17 protein-coding genes are annotated in these 15,836 nt (G+C 62.1%); 7 read left to right on the top strand and 10 right to left on the bottom strand.

What is annotated here, in order from left to right; genetic code table 11:
* Window positions 1–125: 125 nt before the first annotated feature.
* The 4 genes from JQ597_RS20370 to JQ597_RS20355 all read right to left on the bottom strand — a co-directional run bounded on the left by JQ597_RS20370 (window position 126) and on the right by JQ597_RS20355 (window position 1,880).
* Window positions 126–335: a hypothetical protein gene (locus JQ597_RS20370; protein ID WP_212265998.1), complete on the bottom strand. Its 210-nt coding sequence runs from the start codon at window positions 333–335 to the stop codon at window positions 126–128.
* Window positions 335–535, bottom strand: coding sequence for a hypothetical protein (locus JQ597_RS20365; protein WP_212265997.1), 201 nt, complete (start codon window positions 533–535; stop codon window positions 335–337). The genes JQ597_RS20370 and JQ597_RS20365 overlap by 1 nt, the downstream gene beginning before the upstream one ends.
* 247 nt (window positions 536–782) lie before the next feature.
* The gene (locus tag JQ597_RS20360) at window positions 783–1,019 is read right to left on the bottom strand and encodes a hypothetical protein (RefSeq protein WP_212265996.1); all 237 of its coding nucleotides are present in this window, start codon (window positions 1,017–1,019) and stop codon (window positions 783–785) included.
* A 657-nt stretch (window positions 1,020–1,676) separates the two neighbouring features.
* A complete protein-coding gene (locus tag JQ597_RS20355; protein ID WP_212265995.1) occupies window positions 1,677–1,880 on the bottom strand; it encodes a hypothetical protein in 204 nt (67 codons plus the stop codon).
* 1,095 nt (window positions 1,881–2,975) lie between these two features.
* Here JQ597_RS20355 and flhA point away from each other — a divergent pair.
* Window positions 2,976–5,108: a flagellar biosynthesis protein FlhA gene (gene flhA, locus JQ597_RS20350; protein WP_212265994.1), complete on the top strand. Its 2,133-nt coding sequence runs from the start codon at window positions 2,976–2,978 to the stop codon at window positions 5,106–5,108.
* Window positions 5,109–5,427: 319 nt separating this feature from the next.
* On the top strand, window positions 5,428–5,634 hold the full coding sequence (locus JQ597_RS20345) for a hypothetical protein (RefSeq protein ID WP_212265993.1): 207 nt from the start codon (window positions 5,428–5,430) through the stop codon (window positions 5,632–5,634).
* A 177-nt stretch (window positions 5,635–5,811) separates the two neighbouring features.
* On the opposite strand, the gene JQ597_RS20340 is transcribed toward JQ597_RS20345, so the two are convergent.
* The 4 genes from JQ597_RS20340 to fliI form a co-directional block, all read right to left on the bottom strand.
* The gene (locus JQ597_RS20340) at window positions 5,812–6,711 is read right to left on the bottom strand and encodes an anti-sigma factor (protein ID WP_212265992.1); all 900 of its coding nucleotides are present in this window, start codon (window positions 6,709–6,711) and stop codon (window positions 5,812–5,814) included.
* A 95-nt stretch (window positions 6,712–6,806) separates the two neighbouring features.
* Window positions 6,807–7,352, bottom strand: a complete 546-nt coding sequence (locus JQ597_RS20335; RefSeq protein WP_192739890.1) for a sigma-70 family RNA polymerase sigma factor — start codon at window positions 7,350–7,352, stop codon at window positions 6,807–6,809.
* Window positions 7,353–7,529: 177 nt separating this feature from the next.
* A complete protein-coding gene (gene fliJ / locus JQ597_RS20330) occupies window positions 7,530–7,949 on the bottom strand; it encodes a flagellar export protein FliJ (protein ID WP_212265991.1) in 420 nt (139 codons plus the stop codon).
* Window positions 7,950–8,058: 109 nt separating this feature from the next.
* Window positions 8,059–9,381 (bottom strand): flagellar protein export ATPase FliI, encoded by a 1,323-nt coding sequence (fliI, locus tag JQ597_RS20325; RefSeq protein ID WP_212265990.1) that lies wholly within the window; start codon window positions 9,379–9,381, stop codon window positions 8,059–8,061.
* Between the two features lie 365 nt (window positions 9,382–9,746).
* Here fliI and ctrA point away from each other — a divergent pair, with 365 nt between their 5' ends.
* From ctrA to JQ597_RS20300, 5 genes are all read left to right on the top strand, one after another.
* Complete coding sequence (gene ctrA, locus JQ597_RS20320; protein ID WP_015688285.1) at window positions 9,747–10,448, top strand: response regulator transcription factor CtrA; 702 nt, start codon at window positions 9,747–9,749, stop codon at window positions 10,446–10,448.
* Window positions 10,449–10,722: 274 nt separating this feature from the next.
* Window positions 10,723–11,529: a cytochrome P460 family protein gene (locus JQ597_RS20315; RefSeq protein WP_212265989.1), complete on the top strand. Its 807-nt coding sequence runs from the start codon at window positions 10,723–10,725 to the stop codon at window positions 11,527–11,529.
* A gap of 134 nt (window positions 11,530–11,663) precedes the next feature.
* On the top strand, window positions 11,664–12,068 hold the full coding sequence (locus tag JQ597_RS20310; protein ID WP_192739886.1) for a DUF350 domain-containing protein: 405 nt from the start codon (window positions 11,664–11,666) through the stop codon (window positions 12,066–12,068).
* Window positions 12,069–12,070: 2 nt separating this feature from the next.
* Window positions 12,071–12,517, top strand: a complete 447-nt coding sequence (locus JQ597_RS20305; protein WP_212265988.1) for a hypothetical protein — start codon at window positions 12,071–12,073, stop codon at window positions 12,515–12,517.
* 5 nt (window positions 12,518–12,522) lie between these two features.
* Window positions 12,523–13,680, top strand: a complete 1,158-nt coding sequence (locus JQ597_RS20300) for a glutathionylspermidine synthase family protein (protein WP_212265987.1) — start codon at window positions 12,523–12,525, stop codon at window positions 13,678–13,680.
* Between the two features lie 25 nt (window positions 13,681–13,705).
* On the opposite strand, the gene JQ597_RS20295 is transcribed toward JQ597_RS20300, so the two are convergent.
* Both JQ597_RS20295 and JQ597_RS20290 read right to left on the bottom strand, forming a co-directional pair.
* Window positions 13,706–14,587, bottom strand: coding sequence for a CheR family methyltransferase (locus tag JQ597_RS20295; protein WP_212265986.1), 882 nt, complete (start codon window positions 14,585–14,587; stop codon window positions 13,706–13,708).
* Window positions 14,584–15,762, bottom strand: coding sequence for a protein-glutamate methylesterase/protein-glutamine glutaminase (locus JQ597_RS20290; RefSeq protein ID WP_212265985.1), 1,179 nt, complete (start codon window positions 15,760–15,762; stop codon window positions 14,584–14,586). Before JQ597_RS20290 ends, JQ597_RS20295 begins: the two co-directional genes overlap by 4 nt.
* Window positions 15,763–15,836: the final 74 nt, after the last annotated feature.

Raw genomic sequence — 15,836 nt, 5'->3', positions numbered from 1 at the left:
GCGACAGCGTCATGCGCCGTTCGGTCGTTGCTTCCATTCGACTACGAGCCGGAAAGACGACGGCAGGGGTCTCTAACCAAAGAGGCCGCCAACCGCAGATGGCCTACGGCTGTTGTCGTTCAAATTCAAGCCTCCGCGCTGACGAAACTATCGAACAACTCGTAAGCCTGTTGCGGCGTCTTTCCTTCCTTGAATGCGTTTGGGAAACTGAAAATCGCATCCGCTAGAAGGAATTCATCCTGGACAGGAAACAGGGCGCGAAGTTCGGCGAGCCAGTTCGCGTATGAGGGAGGGTTGAACTTGCCCAAGGTGTAGTTATCGCTGAATGCGTGCATTAGTTCGGAACCTTCAGGCCGGGAGATCGCAGCCAGTCGCTCAAGTGCGATCCGGTCTCGGCTTGTCGTGCCTTGCGGATTGTGGCTTCCCGAACCGCGCCAGGTGGAAGCAATTTGGCTTGCTCGCGCAGGCAGTGTGCTTCTTCGGCAAGACGTTGCTCCAGGATTTCAGGTGGCGTGTCGTGCTGCCTCTGCTGCATGGGGCTGCTCCGTTCCATAAAGGAAGGCGGGAGCGCAAACCGCGCGTTCTCATCACCGATAGGGGCCAACAGGGGCGGTGCGGTGACCAGTGCAATCTGCCATGTCCCGCAGCCGACATCTGGTCAATACAGCTCACATCGCGAAATGTTAACAGCTCAAATCAGCGCGTGGGGCGGATTAGCGACAGCGTAATCCGCCGTCCGAACCAACGACAAAATGGCGGATTACTTTTTATGTCTCATAGCATCACTTGGTCGGCGTCAATTCCAGCATCTTCTTTTCCGCAGCGTCGTACACCTTGACCTGGAGCATCGGAAACTCGGCTTTGAGATCCCTCGCCCTTTTCTGCGCCGCTTCCAGTGTTGGAAATACCGTCTTCATCCGGCCATCGACTTCCAGGCCAAAGCCCGCGGTCATCACAAGGTCAGCGCGTGTGATGTTACGGGGTTGCGGCTCGTCCGGTATCGTCAGAGGCTTTTTCATGGCAACTCCTTGGGTTGCCCCCTCCCTATCTAATCACTGCCCTCCTCGATAGAAGAGCAACGCCTTTCGCGAGGTCGTCCTGGTCGTTCAATCCTTCGACTTTTTCAGCGTGTCGGCCGGCCATCAGATCTCGTCAAAGGTGTTTGGCCTTTTCCGCGGCCTCGCTGTCATCGGCGCAAACCATCGGCTCGTATCCGATGAAATGCCCGTCCTCGCCTACGATGTAAGCGCGCGATACTCTGGCATCAGCGGCGCGCTTGCAGGCCCGGCGAGCCTAGCCACTCTTGGACCTGCAAGGGCGGTCTCCAACTGGCGAACCTGACGAATGAGATTGTCGCGCTTGATCCCCGGCGGCGTGCCTTGGGCTACTTTACGGAGGCGTTCTGCTTCGTGAGATAGACGTTGATCGAGTGGCGCGGACTGTTTGAAACGGCGTCGCTGCATGGGCGCTGCTCCATTCCTTGAGGGAGGCGGGAGCGCAACTGGCGTTCTCATCACCGATGGAAGCCGATGGCCGGGCGGTGATCGGGACAATCTGGCATGTCTGCTGTCCGACATAGTGATCAATATTGCTCACATCGCGAAATCGTTAGCAGCGCATAGGGTGGATTAGCGACAGCGTAATCCGCCGTCCGAACCAAAGACAAAATGGCGGCCCTACGCTTTGGTCAGAGCCTTCTGGCGGGGTGCCGCAACCCTCTTGCTAGAGGCCGGTTCTGCAAGTTGCGCTTCGCGAGCAAGCCTGTCGCGCTCCACCACCCCGGGCAGAGCCATTCGAGCCTCTCTCCAGCGACGCTCGGCCTCCTTCAACAGGCCTTTGTCGAGCGGGTCGATTTGTTTGAAACGTCGCCCTTCGGTCATAGGCCTTTCCTTTAGAGGAACGGCTAGTGGCCGAAATAGGCCACTCGCAGATTCAAAATAGGCCACTCACGCAACAGCGCCCCAAAGCCAAATGATGCTGAGTGGCGCTGTGCTAGCCCCGGAAAGTGCAATCCCCCGGTAGCTATCTGTCTGCAGGGACGGGCAAAGGTTCAAAGGATTGTTTTGGAACCAGCGCCCGGCCGGGGTGCTCGGTCAAGGTGGCAGTTCAAAGTCGCGGTCGACGGCACACCAGGTGTCCCAGGAATCATTTTCTGATTTGCAGAAATTTTCCTTGACGACCACCCCGACTCACCGATTTATTGATCCCGTCTCATCCCTCTACGAGGGGCGTATCGCGATCGTCCGGACGCGGGGTGGGATGCGGTGGACGTCGATGTTGCGCTTGACGCGCGCGACAAAGGCGTACGGTGAAGTCGTGTGGTCCTGACGCCCGTAACGGCGTCAAGTCTTTCGGGAGCCAACGCTTCCGAGGGGCGACGGTGGCAATAGAGGCCGTCTCACCGGGGAGAGCGCGATATAAGCCGTAAAGCCATTGCGCAGGGAATGTCGGATGCTCTCCGCTGCCCTGTATGCTCGTGTGCGCACTCTTGTTGCACAATTGCACACGAGACCGCGGGTGCAGCGCGCACCCGGCATTCCCTGCTCCCTTGTTTTTGGGAGGAACGGATTTGCATGACCCGGGCATTGCGCCGCGGGATCGCGGAGGTGTGTCTGTCTCCGTCGTCCCGGCCTTGAGCCGGGACCCATAACCACCGCCGTTAGCGATTGAAAGAAAGTCGTCGAACATCATCTCTCAAAACAACCGCCGCGGCGTATGGGTCCCGGCTCAAGGCCGGGACGACAGAGATAGGGGGCAAATCCGGCGGCCAAACGACGGCCCAAGCACCCGAAATTAACCCTTTGCTAACCATACACCGGGCAAAATTTGCCCAGTGAAGTCGAGTGTCGTCAGCCGCGTAGAACGGGAGGAACCCCGTGGACGCCAGTGCGGTGCCTCACTTACGGAGCGGCGGCCCTTCGGCCGCCGCGAAGACGTCTGGCGGCCGCGGCCGCCATTCGCGAGGAGCTGCAAGCATGGTCGACGTCACGGCAGGTCAGGGCACGGGGGCAAGCGGCGGATTCCCCAGCTTCAGTGAAATCGGCACCATCCTCCGGCGCGGCGATCTCGCGCTGGCCTTCGGCGTCCTCACCATCCTGGTGGTGCTGATCCTCCCCCTGCCCGCGATCGTGCTCGACCTGTTCCTGGCGATCTCGATCACGGTGTCGATCCTGATCCTGATGACGGCCCTGTTCATCCAGGCGCCGCTGGAATTCTCGTCGTTTCCGACCGTCCTGTTGATCTCGACCATGCTGCGGCTGTCGCTGAACATGGCCTCGACCCGGCTGATCCTGAGCCACGGCCATGAGGGCACGGCGGCCGCCGGCCACGTCATCGAGGCGTTCGGCAATTTCGTGATGGGCGGTAATTTCGTGATCGGAATTATCGTGTTCGCGATCCTGGTCATCGTGAACTTCATCGTCATCACCAAGGGTTCGGGCCGCATCGCCGAAGTCGCCGCCCGCTTCCAGCTCGACTCGATGCCCGGCAAGCAGATGGCGATCGACGCCGACCTGTCCGCCGGCCTGATCGACGAAGCCACCGCCAAGCGGCGCCGCAAGGAACTGGAAGACGAAAGCGGCTTCTTCGGCGCCATGGACGGCGCCTCGAAATTCGTACGCGGCGACGCCATCGCGGGCCTCTTGATCGTTTTCATCAACGTCATCGGCGGCATCATCATCGGCGTCGCCCAGCAGGGCATGAGCTTCGGCGATGCCGCCCGCACCTACACGATCCTGACCGTCGGCGACGGCCTGGTCACCCAGGTGCCGGCGCTGATCGTCTCGACCGCGGCGGGCCTGCTCGTGTCCAAGGCCGGCATCACCGGCGCCGCCGACAAGGCGCTGATGAAGCAGCTCTCGGGCTATCCGCAGGCGCTCGGCATGTCGGCCGGCGTGATGCTGGTGCTGGCCTTGCTGCCGGGTATTCCGATGCTGCCGTTCGTGGCGCTCGGCGGCGGCGCCGCCGTCCTGGCCTGGAAGGCGCGCAACCGCAACCGCAATACCAGGGCGGCCGAAGCCGCCGAGCTCGCCGCGCCCGATATTGCAGCTGCGGCCGCCAGCGCGGCGGCGGAAGAGCCGATCGCCAATTCGCTCAAGATCGACGATCTCAAGATCGAGCTCGGCTATGCGCTGCTGCCGCTGGTCAACGGCCCCGACGGCACCGACCGCCTCACCGAACAGATCAAGGCGCTGCGCCGTTCGCTCGCGGTCGAAATGGGCTTTGTGATGCCGGCGGTGCGCATCCTCGACAACGTCCAGCTCGAGGCCAACACCTACATGATCAAGATCAAGGAAGTCGACGCCGGCAGCGGCAAGATCTGGCCGAACCAGTTCATGGTCATGGACCCCGCCGGCAACCAGGTCGGCGTGCCCGGCATCCACACCATCGAGCCGACTTTTGGGCTGCCCGCGACCTGGGTCGACGCCAGCCTGAAGGAAGAGGCGTCGCTGAAGGGCTATACCGTCGTCGACGCTGCGACCGTGCTGTCGACGCATCTGACCGAGCTGTTGAAGAGCAACATGTCGGACCTGCTGTCCTATGGCGAGGTGCAGAAGCTGATCAAGGACCTGCCGAAGGAACAGGGCGAACTGGTCAAGGACATCGTGCCGAGCCAGGTCACCATGTCGGGCATCCAGCGCGTGCTGCAATTGCTGTTGTCCGAACGGATCTCGATCCGCGACCTCTCCACCATCCTGGAAGGCATTGCCGACGCGCTGGCGTTTTCGCGCAACCCCGCCACCATGGTCGAGCACGTCCGCGCCCGGCTGGCGCGCCAGATCTGCGCCCAGAACACCTCCTACAACGGCTATCTGCCGCTGATCGCGCTGTCGGCGCGGTGGGAGCAGGCGTTCGCCGAATCGATCGTCGGCAGCGGCGAAGACCGCAGCCTGGCGATGCAGCCGTCAAAGCTGTCGGAGTTCATGACCGCGGTGCGCGTCAGCTTCGAGCGCGCCGCCCAGGAAGGCGAGGCGCCGGTGCTGGTGACGTCGGCGGCGATCCGCCCGTTCGTGCGCTCGCTGGTGGAACGGTTCCGCGCCCAGACCACCGTGCTGTCGCAGGCCGAAATCCACCCGCGCGCCCGGCTGAAAACGGTCGGCAGCGTTTAGTTCCGCCGCGAAAATCGACAAGGGCGCCGCGAGGCATTTTCGCCACAGGCAAACGGTTTGTAAAAACCGGCCCCGCCGTGGGTGTTTTGCGACCACCCACGAAATATGCATTTAACATATTGAAATAATTAATAAATTATTGATTTCGAGACACTGCCGCGCGATCTCCAATCGCGGCCGTTCAAGTCTTTTCACTGCGTTGTGATCGCATCTGTGGAACGAAACAGCGAATTCCTACGTTTCCTGTGCCGAGACGTTGAACCTGTTTGTCGATGAGGCCGTCTAATTCGACACAGGGGAAGGCGGGCAGGAGACTTCCATGAACCACTCGATTTACAGCGCAGACCGCACGACCCATCTCAAGATTGTGGTCGTAGCTTTGGTCGTGGGCATCCTGGTCGCCGCCTTCGGCATCACGGCGCGCACCACTTCGGACGAAGGTTTCCAGCAGACCGCGAGCAACCGCGTGATGAAGGCCGGCAAGCCGGTCGTGGTCACGAGCTCGGGCAATTCGGTCGTACGCTAAGAAAAGGAATTCACGAATTCACGCGGCTCTTTACAGCCCCCCAAAGTCGCCACGTGAAGTACTAGAAGACCCCAACTACCCCTAAGTTGACACTACCCCAAGTCGACTACGAAAACGCCCGCTCCCCACGGGCGTTTTCTCTTTATGGGGGTCCCAAATGATGGGGGTCCAAAAAAATCAGCGCGTCGGCCCGGCCGGCACCGTCTCGATCAGCTTGCCGGCGAAGACCGGCGGCAAGTTCGGCTTGCCGTCACGCGATCCGCCGGCCTGCTCGACCGTCACCGCGTAGGTCGCGGCGTTGATCGTGCCGGCGTCGTAGGACGCGAGCACGTTACGCGCGGTGAACTCGCTGCCGCCGATCACACCGAGCGAGCGCGGCTGCGGCAGCTTGTCGGAGACCAGCCATAGCTCGAAGCTCTTGCCGGCTTCGGCATCGGCATTGACCTTGCGGACGGTGAAATTCCTGGTGGCGGCATCGACCGTGAGGATGAACGCCGGCGAGCCGCCGTTCCGCTGCAGGATCGCAACGTATTGCGCCGACGGCGGCGCCGGCAGCGGCGGCGTCTTGACCTCGACCACCTGCGTGCGGATCTTGGGACGAAGGGCATTCGGCAACAGATCCGGCGAATAGACCTGCAGGCCGAGCATCGCGATCAGCGCCGCGGCGGCAGCCGTTGCGAACGACGCCAGATTGCGCCAGCGCTTCACCCGGCCGGACAACTGGACGACGTTGGAATTGTCCGCGGCCTCGGTCAGTTCGGCCATCAGGGTATCCGCCGGCGGCGGAGGGGCGGCGGCTTCCTGCGGCGGAGCAGCGGCTGCGTCCGGCAGCGCCAGCGGCACCTGCGGTCCGGCATGTCCGATCGCGCGTTGAATATTCTCCCAGACGATCGGCCGCGGCTCGACCGAGCCGACCATCTGGTTGAGGACGCCGAGCCTGTACTCCCACGCCTGGACCACGGCGGTGAATTCCGTGTCGACGGCCATCATGGTTTCGACCTGCGCGCGCTCGTCGGCATCGAGGGTGCCGAGCGCATATTCCGCGGCGAGCGCGATATGGTCTTCGCTATAGGCCATCATCTAACGTCCAGGACACCCTTCAAGACAGTTTCCAAAGAACTCAAATCCAAAACTCATTCCAAAAACTCAGTTCAAAAACTCAGTTCAAAAACTCAAAGCCCGAGACATTCCCGGATATCCATCATGCTGCGGCGCAGCCACGTCTTCACCGTATTCACCGGCGTCTCAAACTTGGCGGCCAGCTGCTCGCGGCTCCAGCCGTTGTAATAGGCCAGCAGCACCAGCTTCTGCCGGTCGGGCTCGAGACGGCCGACGCATTCCAGCAGCCGCTTCAACTCTTCCGTCATCTCGCGCCGCGCCAGCGGATCGGGTGAATCGGCGGCCACTTCCATCGCGGTCGGCTCCTCCTCGATCGAGGCCTCGGTCTTCTTGCGCACGACGTCGATCGCCCGGTTGCGCGCGATCGCCGCCATCCACGTTATCGGTGAAGCGAGCGCCGGATTGAATTGTCCGGCGCTGTTCCAGATCTTGACGTAGGCCTCCTGAATGACCTCCTCGGCGAGATCCTGTCGGCGCAAGATACGGAGGACGACACCGAAGAGTTTCGCGCGCGTGGCGGCGTAAAGCCGCTCGAAAGCGGCTTCATCCCCCTTCGCAACAGCGGCAATCAGCCAGACCAGCTCTGCTGGCGTCAGCATTCAGTGTCCCCCAAATCGCGATACCCCATCGCGCTTTACGCCGGGAGCATCGAGAACCCTCCTAGCATACCTTGCAGGAAACCAGCCACCAAGACGCCTGTCTGTGGACATCATCAAAGAAAAACCCGGACCTTGCGGCCCGGGTTGTCGATGATCGGATGAGAGAAGGTTAAGGCGTCAGGCGATGGCGCCGAGGCGGGCGCGCATCAACCCGATGGAGTCCATGTCGGCCTGCTCGCGGGCGTTCTCCTCGGCGCGTTCGCGCGCCTGGTCACGCTCGTCCAGCAGTTCGACCTTCTTGAGCTCCTCGAAGGCTTCGCCGAGGAGGCTCTTGGCATCCTCGAGCTGGATGCGCAGTTCGTCGGCCGAACGGGTCAGGTTCTCGCGCCGCTGGATCGCCGCCTTGGCATAGGTCGGGTAGGCAAAGTGGGACGGATCCTGGATCCCTGCCCGGTCCTGCTCGGTCTGGATTTCGCGCTCGAGGTCGACAGACATGCGCTGGAAATCGGCGATCATGCCTTCGATCTGGGTAACCCTTCGGCGCTTCTCATCGACCTGAAACTTCTTCAGGCGGATCAGCGTTTCACGTGACTTCATCGACTCATACTCCCCAGAAGTCCCAATCTTAACGCGGGACAAAGCCGGCTTCCCCCGGGGGCCCCGCCAGCAAGACTATTCATGTGCCGGGGATGATGGCCTGACAAAGTTAGCGTTCCGTTTCCAAACCAGTCAGGATCTGCGCCAATTGCTGGTAGCCGTCGGCGAGGCTTGCTTTTTCACCCTTGCCCTGCCGCAGGAACCCTTCCAGCGGCTCGTGCAGCCGGATCGCCTCGTCGACCTCCGGGCTCGACCCCGCCCGGTACGCGCCGAGCCGGATCAGTTCCTCCATATCGGCGTAGGTCGCCATCACCTGACGGCCCCGCATGATCACGGGCAGATAGGCCGGATCGGCCGATTTCGGCATGGTGCGGGAGACCGATTTGAGGACGTTGATCGCGGGAAAACGCCCGCGCTCGGCGATCGATCGCTGCATCACGACGTGGCCGTCGAGAATGCCGCGCACCGCGTCCGCGATCGGTTCGTTATGATCGTCGCCATCGACCAGCACGGTGAAAATGCCGGTGATGGTGCCGGTGCTGGTGCCTGGCCCTGCCCGCTCCAGAAGCTTCGGCAGTTCGGTGAACACCGTCGGCGTATATCCCTTGGCGGTCGGCGGTTCGCCCGCCGACAGCCCGATCTCGCGCTGCGCCATCGCAAAGCGCGTCACGGAATCCATCAGGCACAGCACGTCCTTGCCTTCATCGCGAAAATATTCGGAGATCGCGAGCGTCAGATAGGCCGCCTGCCGGCGCATCAAGGCCGGCTCGTCGGAGGTCGCCACCACCACGACTGAGCGCGCCAGGCCTTCATCGCCAAGGTCGTCCTGCAGGAATTCCTGCACCTCGCGGCCGCGTTCGCCGATCAGGCCGATGACCGTGATATCGGCATCGACATTACGCGCCAGCATCGACAGCAGCACCGATTTGCCGACGCCGGAACCGGCGAAGATGCCGAGCCGTTGGCCGCGGCAGCAGGTCAGGAACGTATTCAAGGCGCGCACGCCAAGATCGAGCGGCGCCCCGACCCGCTGGCGCGAATGCGCTGGCGGCGGCGAGTTCCGATACGGCATCGGCGATGGCCCCTGCGTCAGCGGCCCCTTGCCGTCGATCGGTTCCCCCATCGCGTTGAGCACACGGCCGAGCCAGGAAGGCGAGGGCCGCACCTGCCCCGCGGCATTGGCGATCACGGCGCGGCAGCCGCGCCTGACACCCTCAAGGCCGGCGAACGGCATCACCACCGCATTGTTCCCGGAGAAGCCGATCACCTCGGCCGGAATGAAACTGCCGCCGGTCTCGATCACGATCCGGGCGCCGACCGACATCGCATGGATCGGCCCCGCGATCTCGACCATCAGCCCGCGCACGCCGATCACACGGCCATATATATTGACGCCGTCGACGTCGCCGATCTGTTCCGCGAGCGCCTTCATTGCGAAAACCTTAAGTTTCCGCGTGTTTGAAAGGGGCGCTTAACCTCGTGTTTACCCGCATCGTTAATCATTGCGTCACTGTCTTTGGTGACTGAGAGCGCTCGCCCATCAGAAGAAGGATGAGTCGCGGGAGTCGGTTAGGCCCGTCTCTTAATGTGGAACTTGAACGAGAACGGTAAGGAAAAGCTGCTTCGACGCAATATCTTACGGCGATTCGACAAAAATTGCACGGTTAGAGCTTGCGAACACGAATCAGTATTTGTTAACCATATGTCGTCAGGATCCGAATCAGTTGTTCAAAGGCGTTTTGAGTGCCGCAAGTGCGGCCGACCTGACGCCCGGAGCGGCGACTATAGGGGACTGGCATGCGCGTTTTGCTGATAGAAGATGACAGCGCCGTCGCGCAGTCGATCGAGTTGATGCTTAAATCCGAGAGTTTCAACGTCTATACGACGGATCTCGGAGAAGAAGGCGTCGATCTCGGTAAGCTTTACGATTACGACATTATCCTTCTCGACCTCAATCTGCCCGACATGTCCGGTTACGACGTGCTCAAGCAGCTTCGGGTGTCGAAGATCAAGACCCCCATTCTGATCCTCTCCGGCCTCGCCGGCATCGAGGACAAGGTCAAGGGTCTCGGCGTTGGCGCCGACGACTACATGACCAAGCCCTTCCACAAGGACGAACTGGTCGCCCGCATCCACGCGATCGTGCGCCGTTCCAAGGGTCATGCCCAGTCGGTGATCCAGACCGGCGACCTCGTCGTCAATCTCGACACCAAGACGGTCGAAGTCGGTGGCCAGCGCGTCCATCTGACGGGCAAGGAATACCAGATGCTGGAGCTGCTCTCGCTCCGCAAGGGCACCACGCTCACCAAGGAAATGTTCCTCAACCACCTCTATGGCGGCATGGACGAGCCCGAGCTCAAGATCATCGACGTCTTCATCTGCAAGCTGCGCAAGAAGCTCGCCAACGCTTCCGAAGGCCGCAACTTCATCGAGACCGTGTGGGGCCGCGGCTACGTGCTGCGCGAGCCGCACGAGCAGGAAGAACGCATTCCCGCCTGACCAGGGTTTACGGCGAGCCGCAAGGCTCACTCCTCCCCGACTGGACCCCGCCGCGAATGGCGGGGTTTTTGTTTTCGGAGCGTTTTCGAGCGAAGTGGCTGCCGGTTCGCGTGAAGAAAACGCGTCAAGACAAGAGGCTAGAGCTTCGGTTCTGATTCAATCAGAACCGAAGCTCTTGGGCCGCTGACACGCGACAAATTCGCTTACCCCGGATTGAAACCCGCTTCGCGGTGTCTCGTATCTGACGGAATTGTCCGCAAACGAGGGGGAAGTCATGAAAAACGTCAGGCTGCTTGCCGCGGTTGCGCTCGGATCGGCATCGGGCGCGCTCATCGGCTATTCGGCGCTCGCCGGCGGCGACAAGGTCGCCTTCCCGGAGAATTTCGACAAGGACACGCTCTACGCCACCGTCAGCCGTTACGACAACAAGCAGTATCGCGAGCTCTATGCGACGCCGGCGGCGGTCGATGCAGTACGCAAGGGGCAGCCGATCCCGAGCGGCACGGTGCTGACGCTGGTTCAGTACAAGGCGCAGCTCGATGCGGCCGGCGAGCCTATGAAGGATGCCAGCGGCCGTTTCCAGAAGGGCGACCTCATCGCCTACACGGTGATGGAAAAGCGCGGCGGCTGGGGCACCGAGTACAAGGACGACATTCGGAACGGCGAATGGGAGTATCAGGCGTTTGGGCCGGACAGGAAGGTCAACGACAAGGCCAATTTGACGGCTTGCTTCGCCTGCCACAAGCCACATGCCGGGCAGGATTTTGTTATCTCACTGGCGGGCCTGAAGGGCACCCCAGAAGGCGCCATGGCAAAACCCGCGCCGGGCCCCGGGGTGGTCTCGATCTCCGACTTCAAATTCGGACCGGAGACCGTCGTCGTCAACAAGGGCCAGACCATCACCTGGCACAATTCCGATTCCTCGCCGCACCAGGTCACAATCACCGGCGCCAAAGCGCAGCGCTCGTCCATCGCGCTGAAGGGCCAGACCACCCAGCTGACCCTCGCCGATGCCGGAATCTACGATTACATCTGCGGCCTGCACCCGGCGATGAAGGGCAAGATCGAGGTCAAGGAATAGCCGGCTGCGTCAAGGCAGATTTGCTAACCCCGCCTGAAACGGCGGGGTTTTTGCTTGGGATTGAACCGACCTCTCCGATGCGCCGACCAATGGATCGTGCGAACGTGGGGACCGATCGAGTCGGGGCGTTATCAATGATCTTGCAATCCCTCGCCGGGCTACCGGCGTTTCTGGTCTATTTCTGCACGGCGCTGGTCGCCGTGGCCGCCTACCTCTTCGTCTATACCCGTGTCACGCCGCATGACGAGTTCCTGCTGATCCGCGACAATAATCCGGCAGCGGCAATCGCATTGGGGCTCAGCCTGCTCGGCTTCGCGCTGCCTTTGGTCAGCGCCATCGCCCATTCCGCCAATGTCTGGGATTGCCTGATCTGGGCTGTCGTCGCGCTGATCGTGCAGATCATCGTCTTTTACCTCGTCAAGATACCGGTGCCGAACCTGTCGCAGCGCATCGCAGGCGGCGAACTTGCCGCCGCCATCTGGCTTGGACTAGCCTCGCTGGCCGCGGGCGCGCTCAACGCTGCCAGCATGATCTACTGACCATGGCGAACAAGCCCCCCAAACGCACAAGCGAATTCGGGACGCGCAAACCATCGGTGCCGCCTGTGCCGCAGTCGTCGGGCCCGCCGGCAAAGCGTTCGGGCCACGTTGCGTTGTTTCTGATGGGCACGCTCGCGGTTGGCAGTGCCGCCTACACGCTGATGCCCAGCAACAAATGCGAACCGTCGCCGAACACAGCGCAGCCGTCGCTGCTGCAAAGCAGCGCCGCCGAATGCCAGCAGCGCGGATCTTCATCCAGCAGTTCGGGTGGCGGCGGAAGCTCCTCACGCAGCAGCTATTACTCCGGCGGCTCCTCGTCGAGCTCTTCGGGTTCGAGCAATCCCTCCTCGAACTATTCGGGCTCCAGCACGTCCGATTCCGGCTCGCACAGCGCGCAGCGCGGCGGCTTCGGATCGTTCGGGCATGCCGTCGGCTTCTCTGGCGGCTGAATGTCATGGAACGCATCCCCTGCCCCGAACGCGACGACTGGCGTGCTACCGCCGAAAGCGCCGGATTCACTTTTCACACCATCGGCGGCGAGCGTTATTGGGACGAGCGGGCCTATTACGCGTTCACGCTGAACGAGATCGAACGGCGGATCGAGGCGCCCACCGGCGAGATCGAGGCGATGTGCCTCGAGGTGGTCGGCCGCGCGATCAACGACGAGAAATATTTGCGCCGGTTGAAAATACCCGAAGCCTTCTGGCCCCTGCTGTCGGAGAGCTGGCGCCGCCGCGACGCCAGCCTCTATGGCCGGCTGGACCTGAGCTACGACGGCTGGAGCCCGGCGAAACTGCTGGAGTACAACGCGGATACGCCGACCTCGATTTTCGAAGCGGCGGTTTTTCAGTGGACCTGGCTCGAACAGGCGATCGAACGCAGCATCATCCCGAAGCGCGCCGACCAGTTCAACTCGATCCATGAGCGGCTGATCGACGCCTGGAAAAAACACGGCAGCGCAAAGCACCTGCATCTGGCCGGGATGACCGACAATGCCGAGGACGCCGGCACGCTGGCCTATCTGCAGGACACCGCAAGTCAGGCCGGATTGAAGACCACGCTGATGGACATCAAGGACGTCGGCCTCGGGGGCGATGGCCGGTTCGTCGATCTCGACGATCGCGGCATTGAGCTTGCGTTCAAGCTCTACCCCTGGGAATGGATGTTTCAAGACACGTTCGGCGCAAATCTGTCGAGCGCCCCGACGCGCTGGATCGAGCCGCCGTGGAAAGCGATCCTGTCCAACAAGGGCATTCTTCCGCTGCTCTGGGAGATGTTCCCAAAACACCCCAATTTGCTGCCGGCCTATTTCGAGGACGATCCGAAGGCGGCAATGCTCGGCTCCTCGTTCGTGCGCAAGCCGCTGTATTCGCGCGAAGGCGCAAATGTGACGCTCGTCAGCGCCGGCTCGACGCTGATGGAACAGCAAGGCCCATATGGGGCGGAAGGCTTCATCGTGCAGGGTTTCGCGTCCCTGCCGAGCTTTTCCGACCAATACCCGGTGCTCGGAAGCTGGCTGATCGATCACACACCGTGCGGACTATCGATCCGCGAGGACGAAAATCCGATCACCGGCAACACGTCGCGGTTCGTACCGCACGCGATTCTGTAGCAGAAGCGATCGATAGACCGATAGATCAGCGTGCCGACGCCACCGACCTTGGCGCCTGCGGCACCAGGGTCGCTACCCCGGGGCGCACAACGGTTGGTGCGGCATTTGGACGATAGAGCCCACGGCGATCCGGATAGGGCTTGAAGGCATTGGTGATTCCGACCACGGATTCGGCAGCCCCCAGCGCCAGCACGCCATCGGGCTCCAGCATCCGCGAGATGCGTTCGAAGATTTTGGCTTTGGTGTCCTGGTCGAAGTAGATCAGGACGTTGCGGCAGAAGATCACGTCGAACGTGCCGAGGTGAGAAAAATCCTGCAGCAGGTTCAACTGACGGTGCTGCACCATGCTGCGGATGTCGGCGTTGAGCTGCCACAGCTCGCCATTCTGCGTGAAATATTTCACCAGCATCTGGATCGGCAGGCCGCGCTGCACCTCGAACTGGCTGAAGATGCCGGCCTTGGATTTTTCCAGCACGGCCAGCGAAAGGTCGGTCGCGACGATCTCGGTGCGCCAGCCCGCCAGCATGGCGCCGGCCTCCTTCAGGCACATCGCAATCGAGTACGGCTCCTGCCCGGTCGAGGAAGCCGCGCACCAGATGCGCAGGGAACGACGCGCCGCGCGCGCCTGCGCCAGCGCCGGGAGAACCGCCTCTTTCAGATGATCGAACGGAAGCTTGTCGCGAAAGAAGAAGGTCTCGTTGGTGGTCATCGCCTCGACCACCTCGGCAGTCAGCGCGTCGGCACCGGCTTTTATCTTCTGAACGAGTTCGGGGATACCGGCAAGGCTCGCCTTGCGCGCCAGCGGCACCAGACGGCTCTCGACGAGATATTGCTTGTCGGGGGACAGGTCCAGCCCGGAACGCTCTTTCAGAAGCTTACGCAGATACTCATAGTCTTGAGGCGTCACGCACGATCTCCCGAAAACAACCGAACCAGTTTCGGCGCGATCTGATTAAGCGGCAATATCGCGGCGCAAATGCCGGCATTCGCGGCCGCACCCGGCATGCCCCACACCACACTCGTCGCCTCGTCCTGGGCAATCACGCTGCCGCCGGCCGCGACAATATCCTTGCCGCCGCGCATGCCGTCGGAGCCCATGCCGGTCAGGATCACGGACATGATGCCGCCCTGCCAGACGTCGATCGCCGAGGTGAACAGCGGATCGACCGCAGGCTTGCAGAAATTCACCGGCGGTCCGTCGTCGAGCGCGATCGCCGCCTCCGCGCCATGGCGCACGACCTTCATATGACGGCCGCCCGGCGCGAGATAGATCCGGCCGGCCTTGACGATTTCGCCATCGACCGCCTCATGCGCCGGCCGACGGCTCGAACGCGCCAGATGCTCGGCGAGAATCGTGGTGAAGGTCGGCGGCATGTGCTGCGTGATCAGAACCGGGAAACGGTCGATCACAGGCCCGATTTCGGTGACCAGCGACATCAGCGCCTGCGGACCACCGGTCGACGAACCGATCAGGAGCACGCGCGGCGCCAGCATGCTGAACGGGCGGCGTGCCAATTGCGATTGCGCTGCCGGTGCCACCGTCGGCGCTCGGACCGAAGCTTCACGCGGCCGCTCGTGGACCGGCGCCAGAGGCGGCGTCACATGCGCGGGCGCGTGCACGTTGCGGCGGATCTTGGCGCCGAGGTGACGGATCTTCTGGATCAGATCGTGGCGAAAAGTTTCGGCTGCGGAAGCCTCGCGCGTGCTTTCGGGCTTTGGAATGTAGTCGGAGGCGCCAAGCGAGAGCGCCTTGAAGCTGATCTCCGCATTGCGGCGGGTCAGCGTCGAGGCCATGATGATGATGAGATCACGCTTCTTCGCCAGCAGTTTCGGCAGCGCGGAAATGCCGTCGAGCTCCGGCATTTCGATATCGAGCACGGCGACGTCGGGATTGATGCGTTCGAGCTGGTTGACGGCGTCGAGGCCGGTGCGCAGGGAGGCGACGACCTCCATGTCCGGCTCGGCTCCGATCCAGCGCGAGATCATCCCGCGGATGACGACGCTGTCGTCGACCACCATAACACGCAGCTTGTCCTGCCGTGTCGAAGTCGGGGCCGCGGCACTTGTCAACGCAATACTCATTACTTCACCAGGAACGACTCGAACGGCACGCTTACGAAAACAACGCCGAAGGCCGCCTGGCCGCCGGATCGTCT

Source organism: Bradyrhizobium sp. AUGA SZCCT0177 (genome assembly GCF_018130125.1).
Lineage (GTDB): Bacteria > Pseudomonadota > Alphaproteobacteria > Rhizobiales > Xanthobacteraceae > Bradyrhizobium.
Note: the sequence above shows the minus strand (reverse complement) of the source record. Positions and strands in the feature narration are given on the sequence as shown.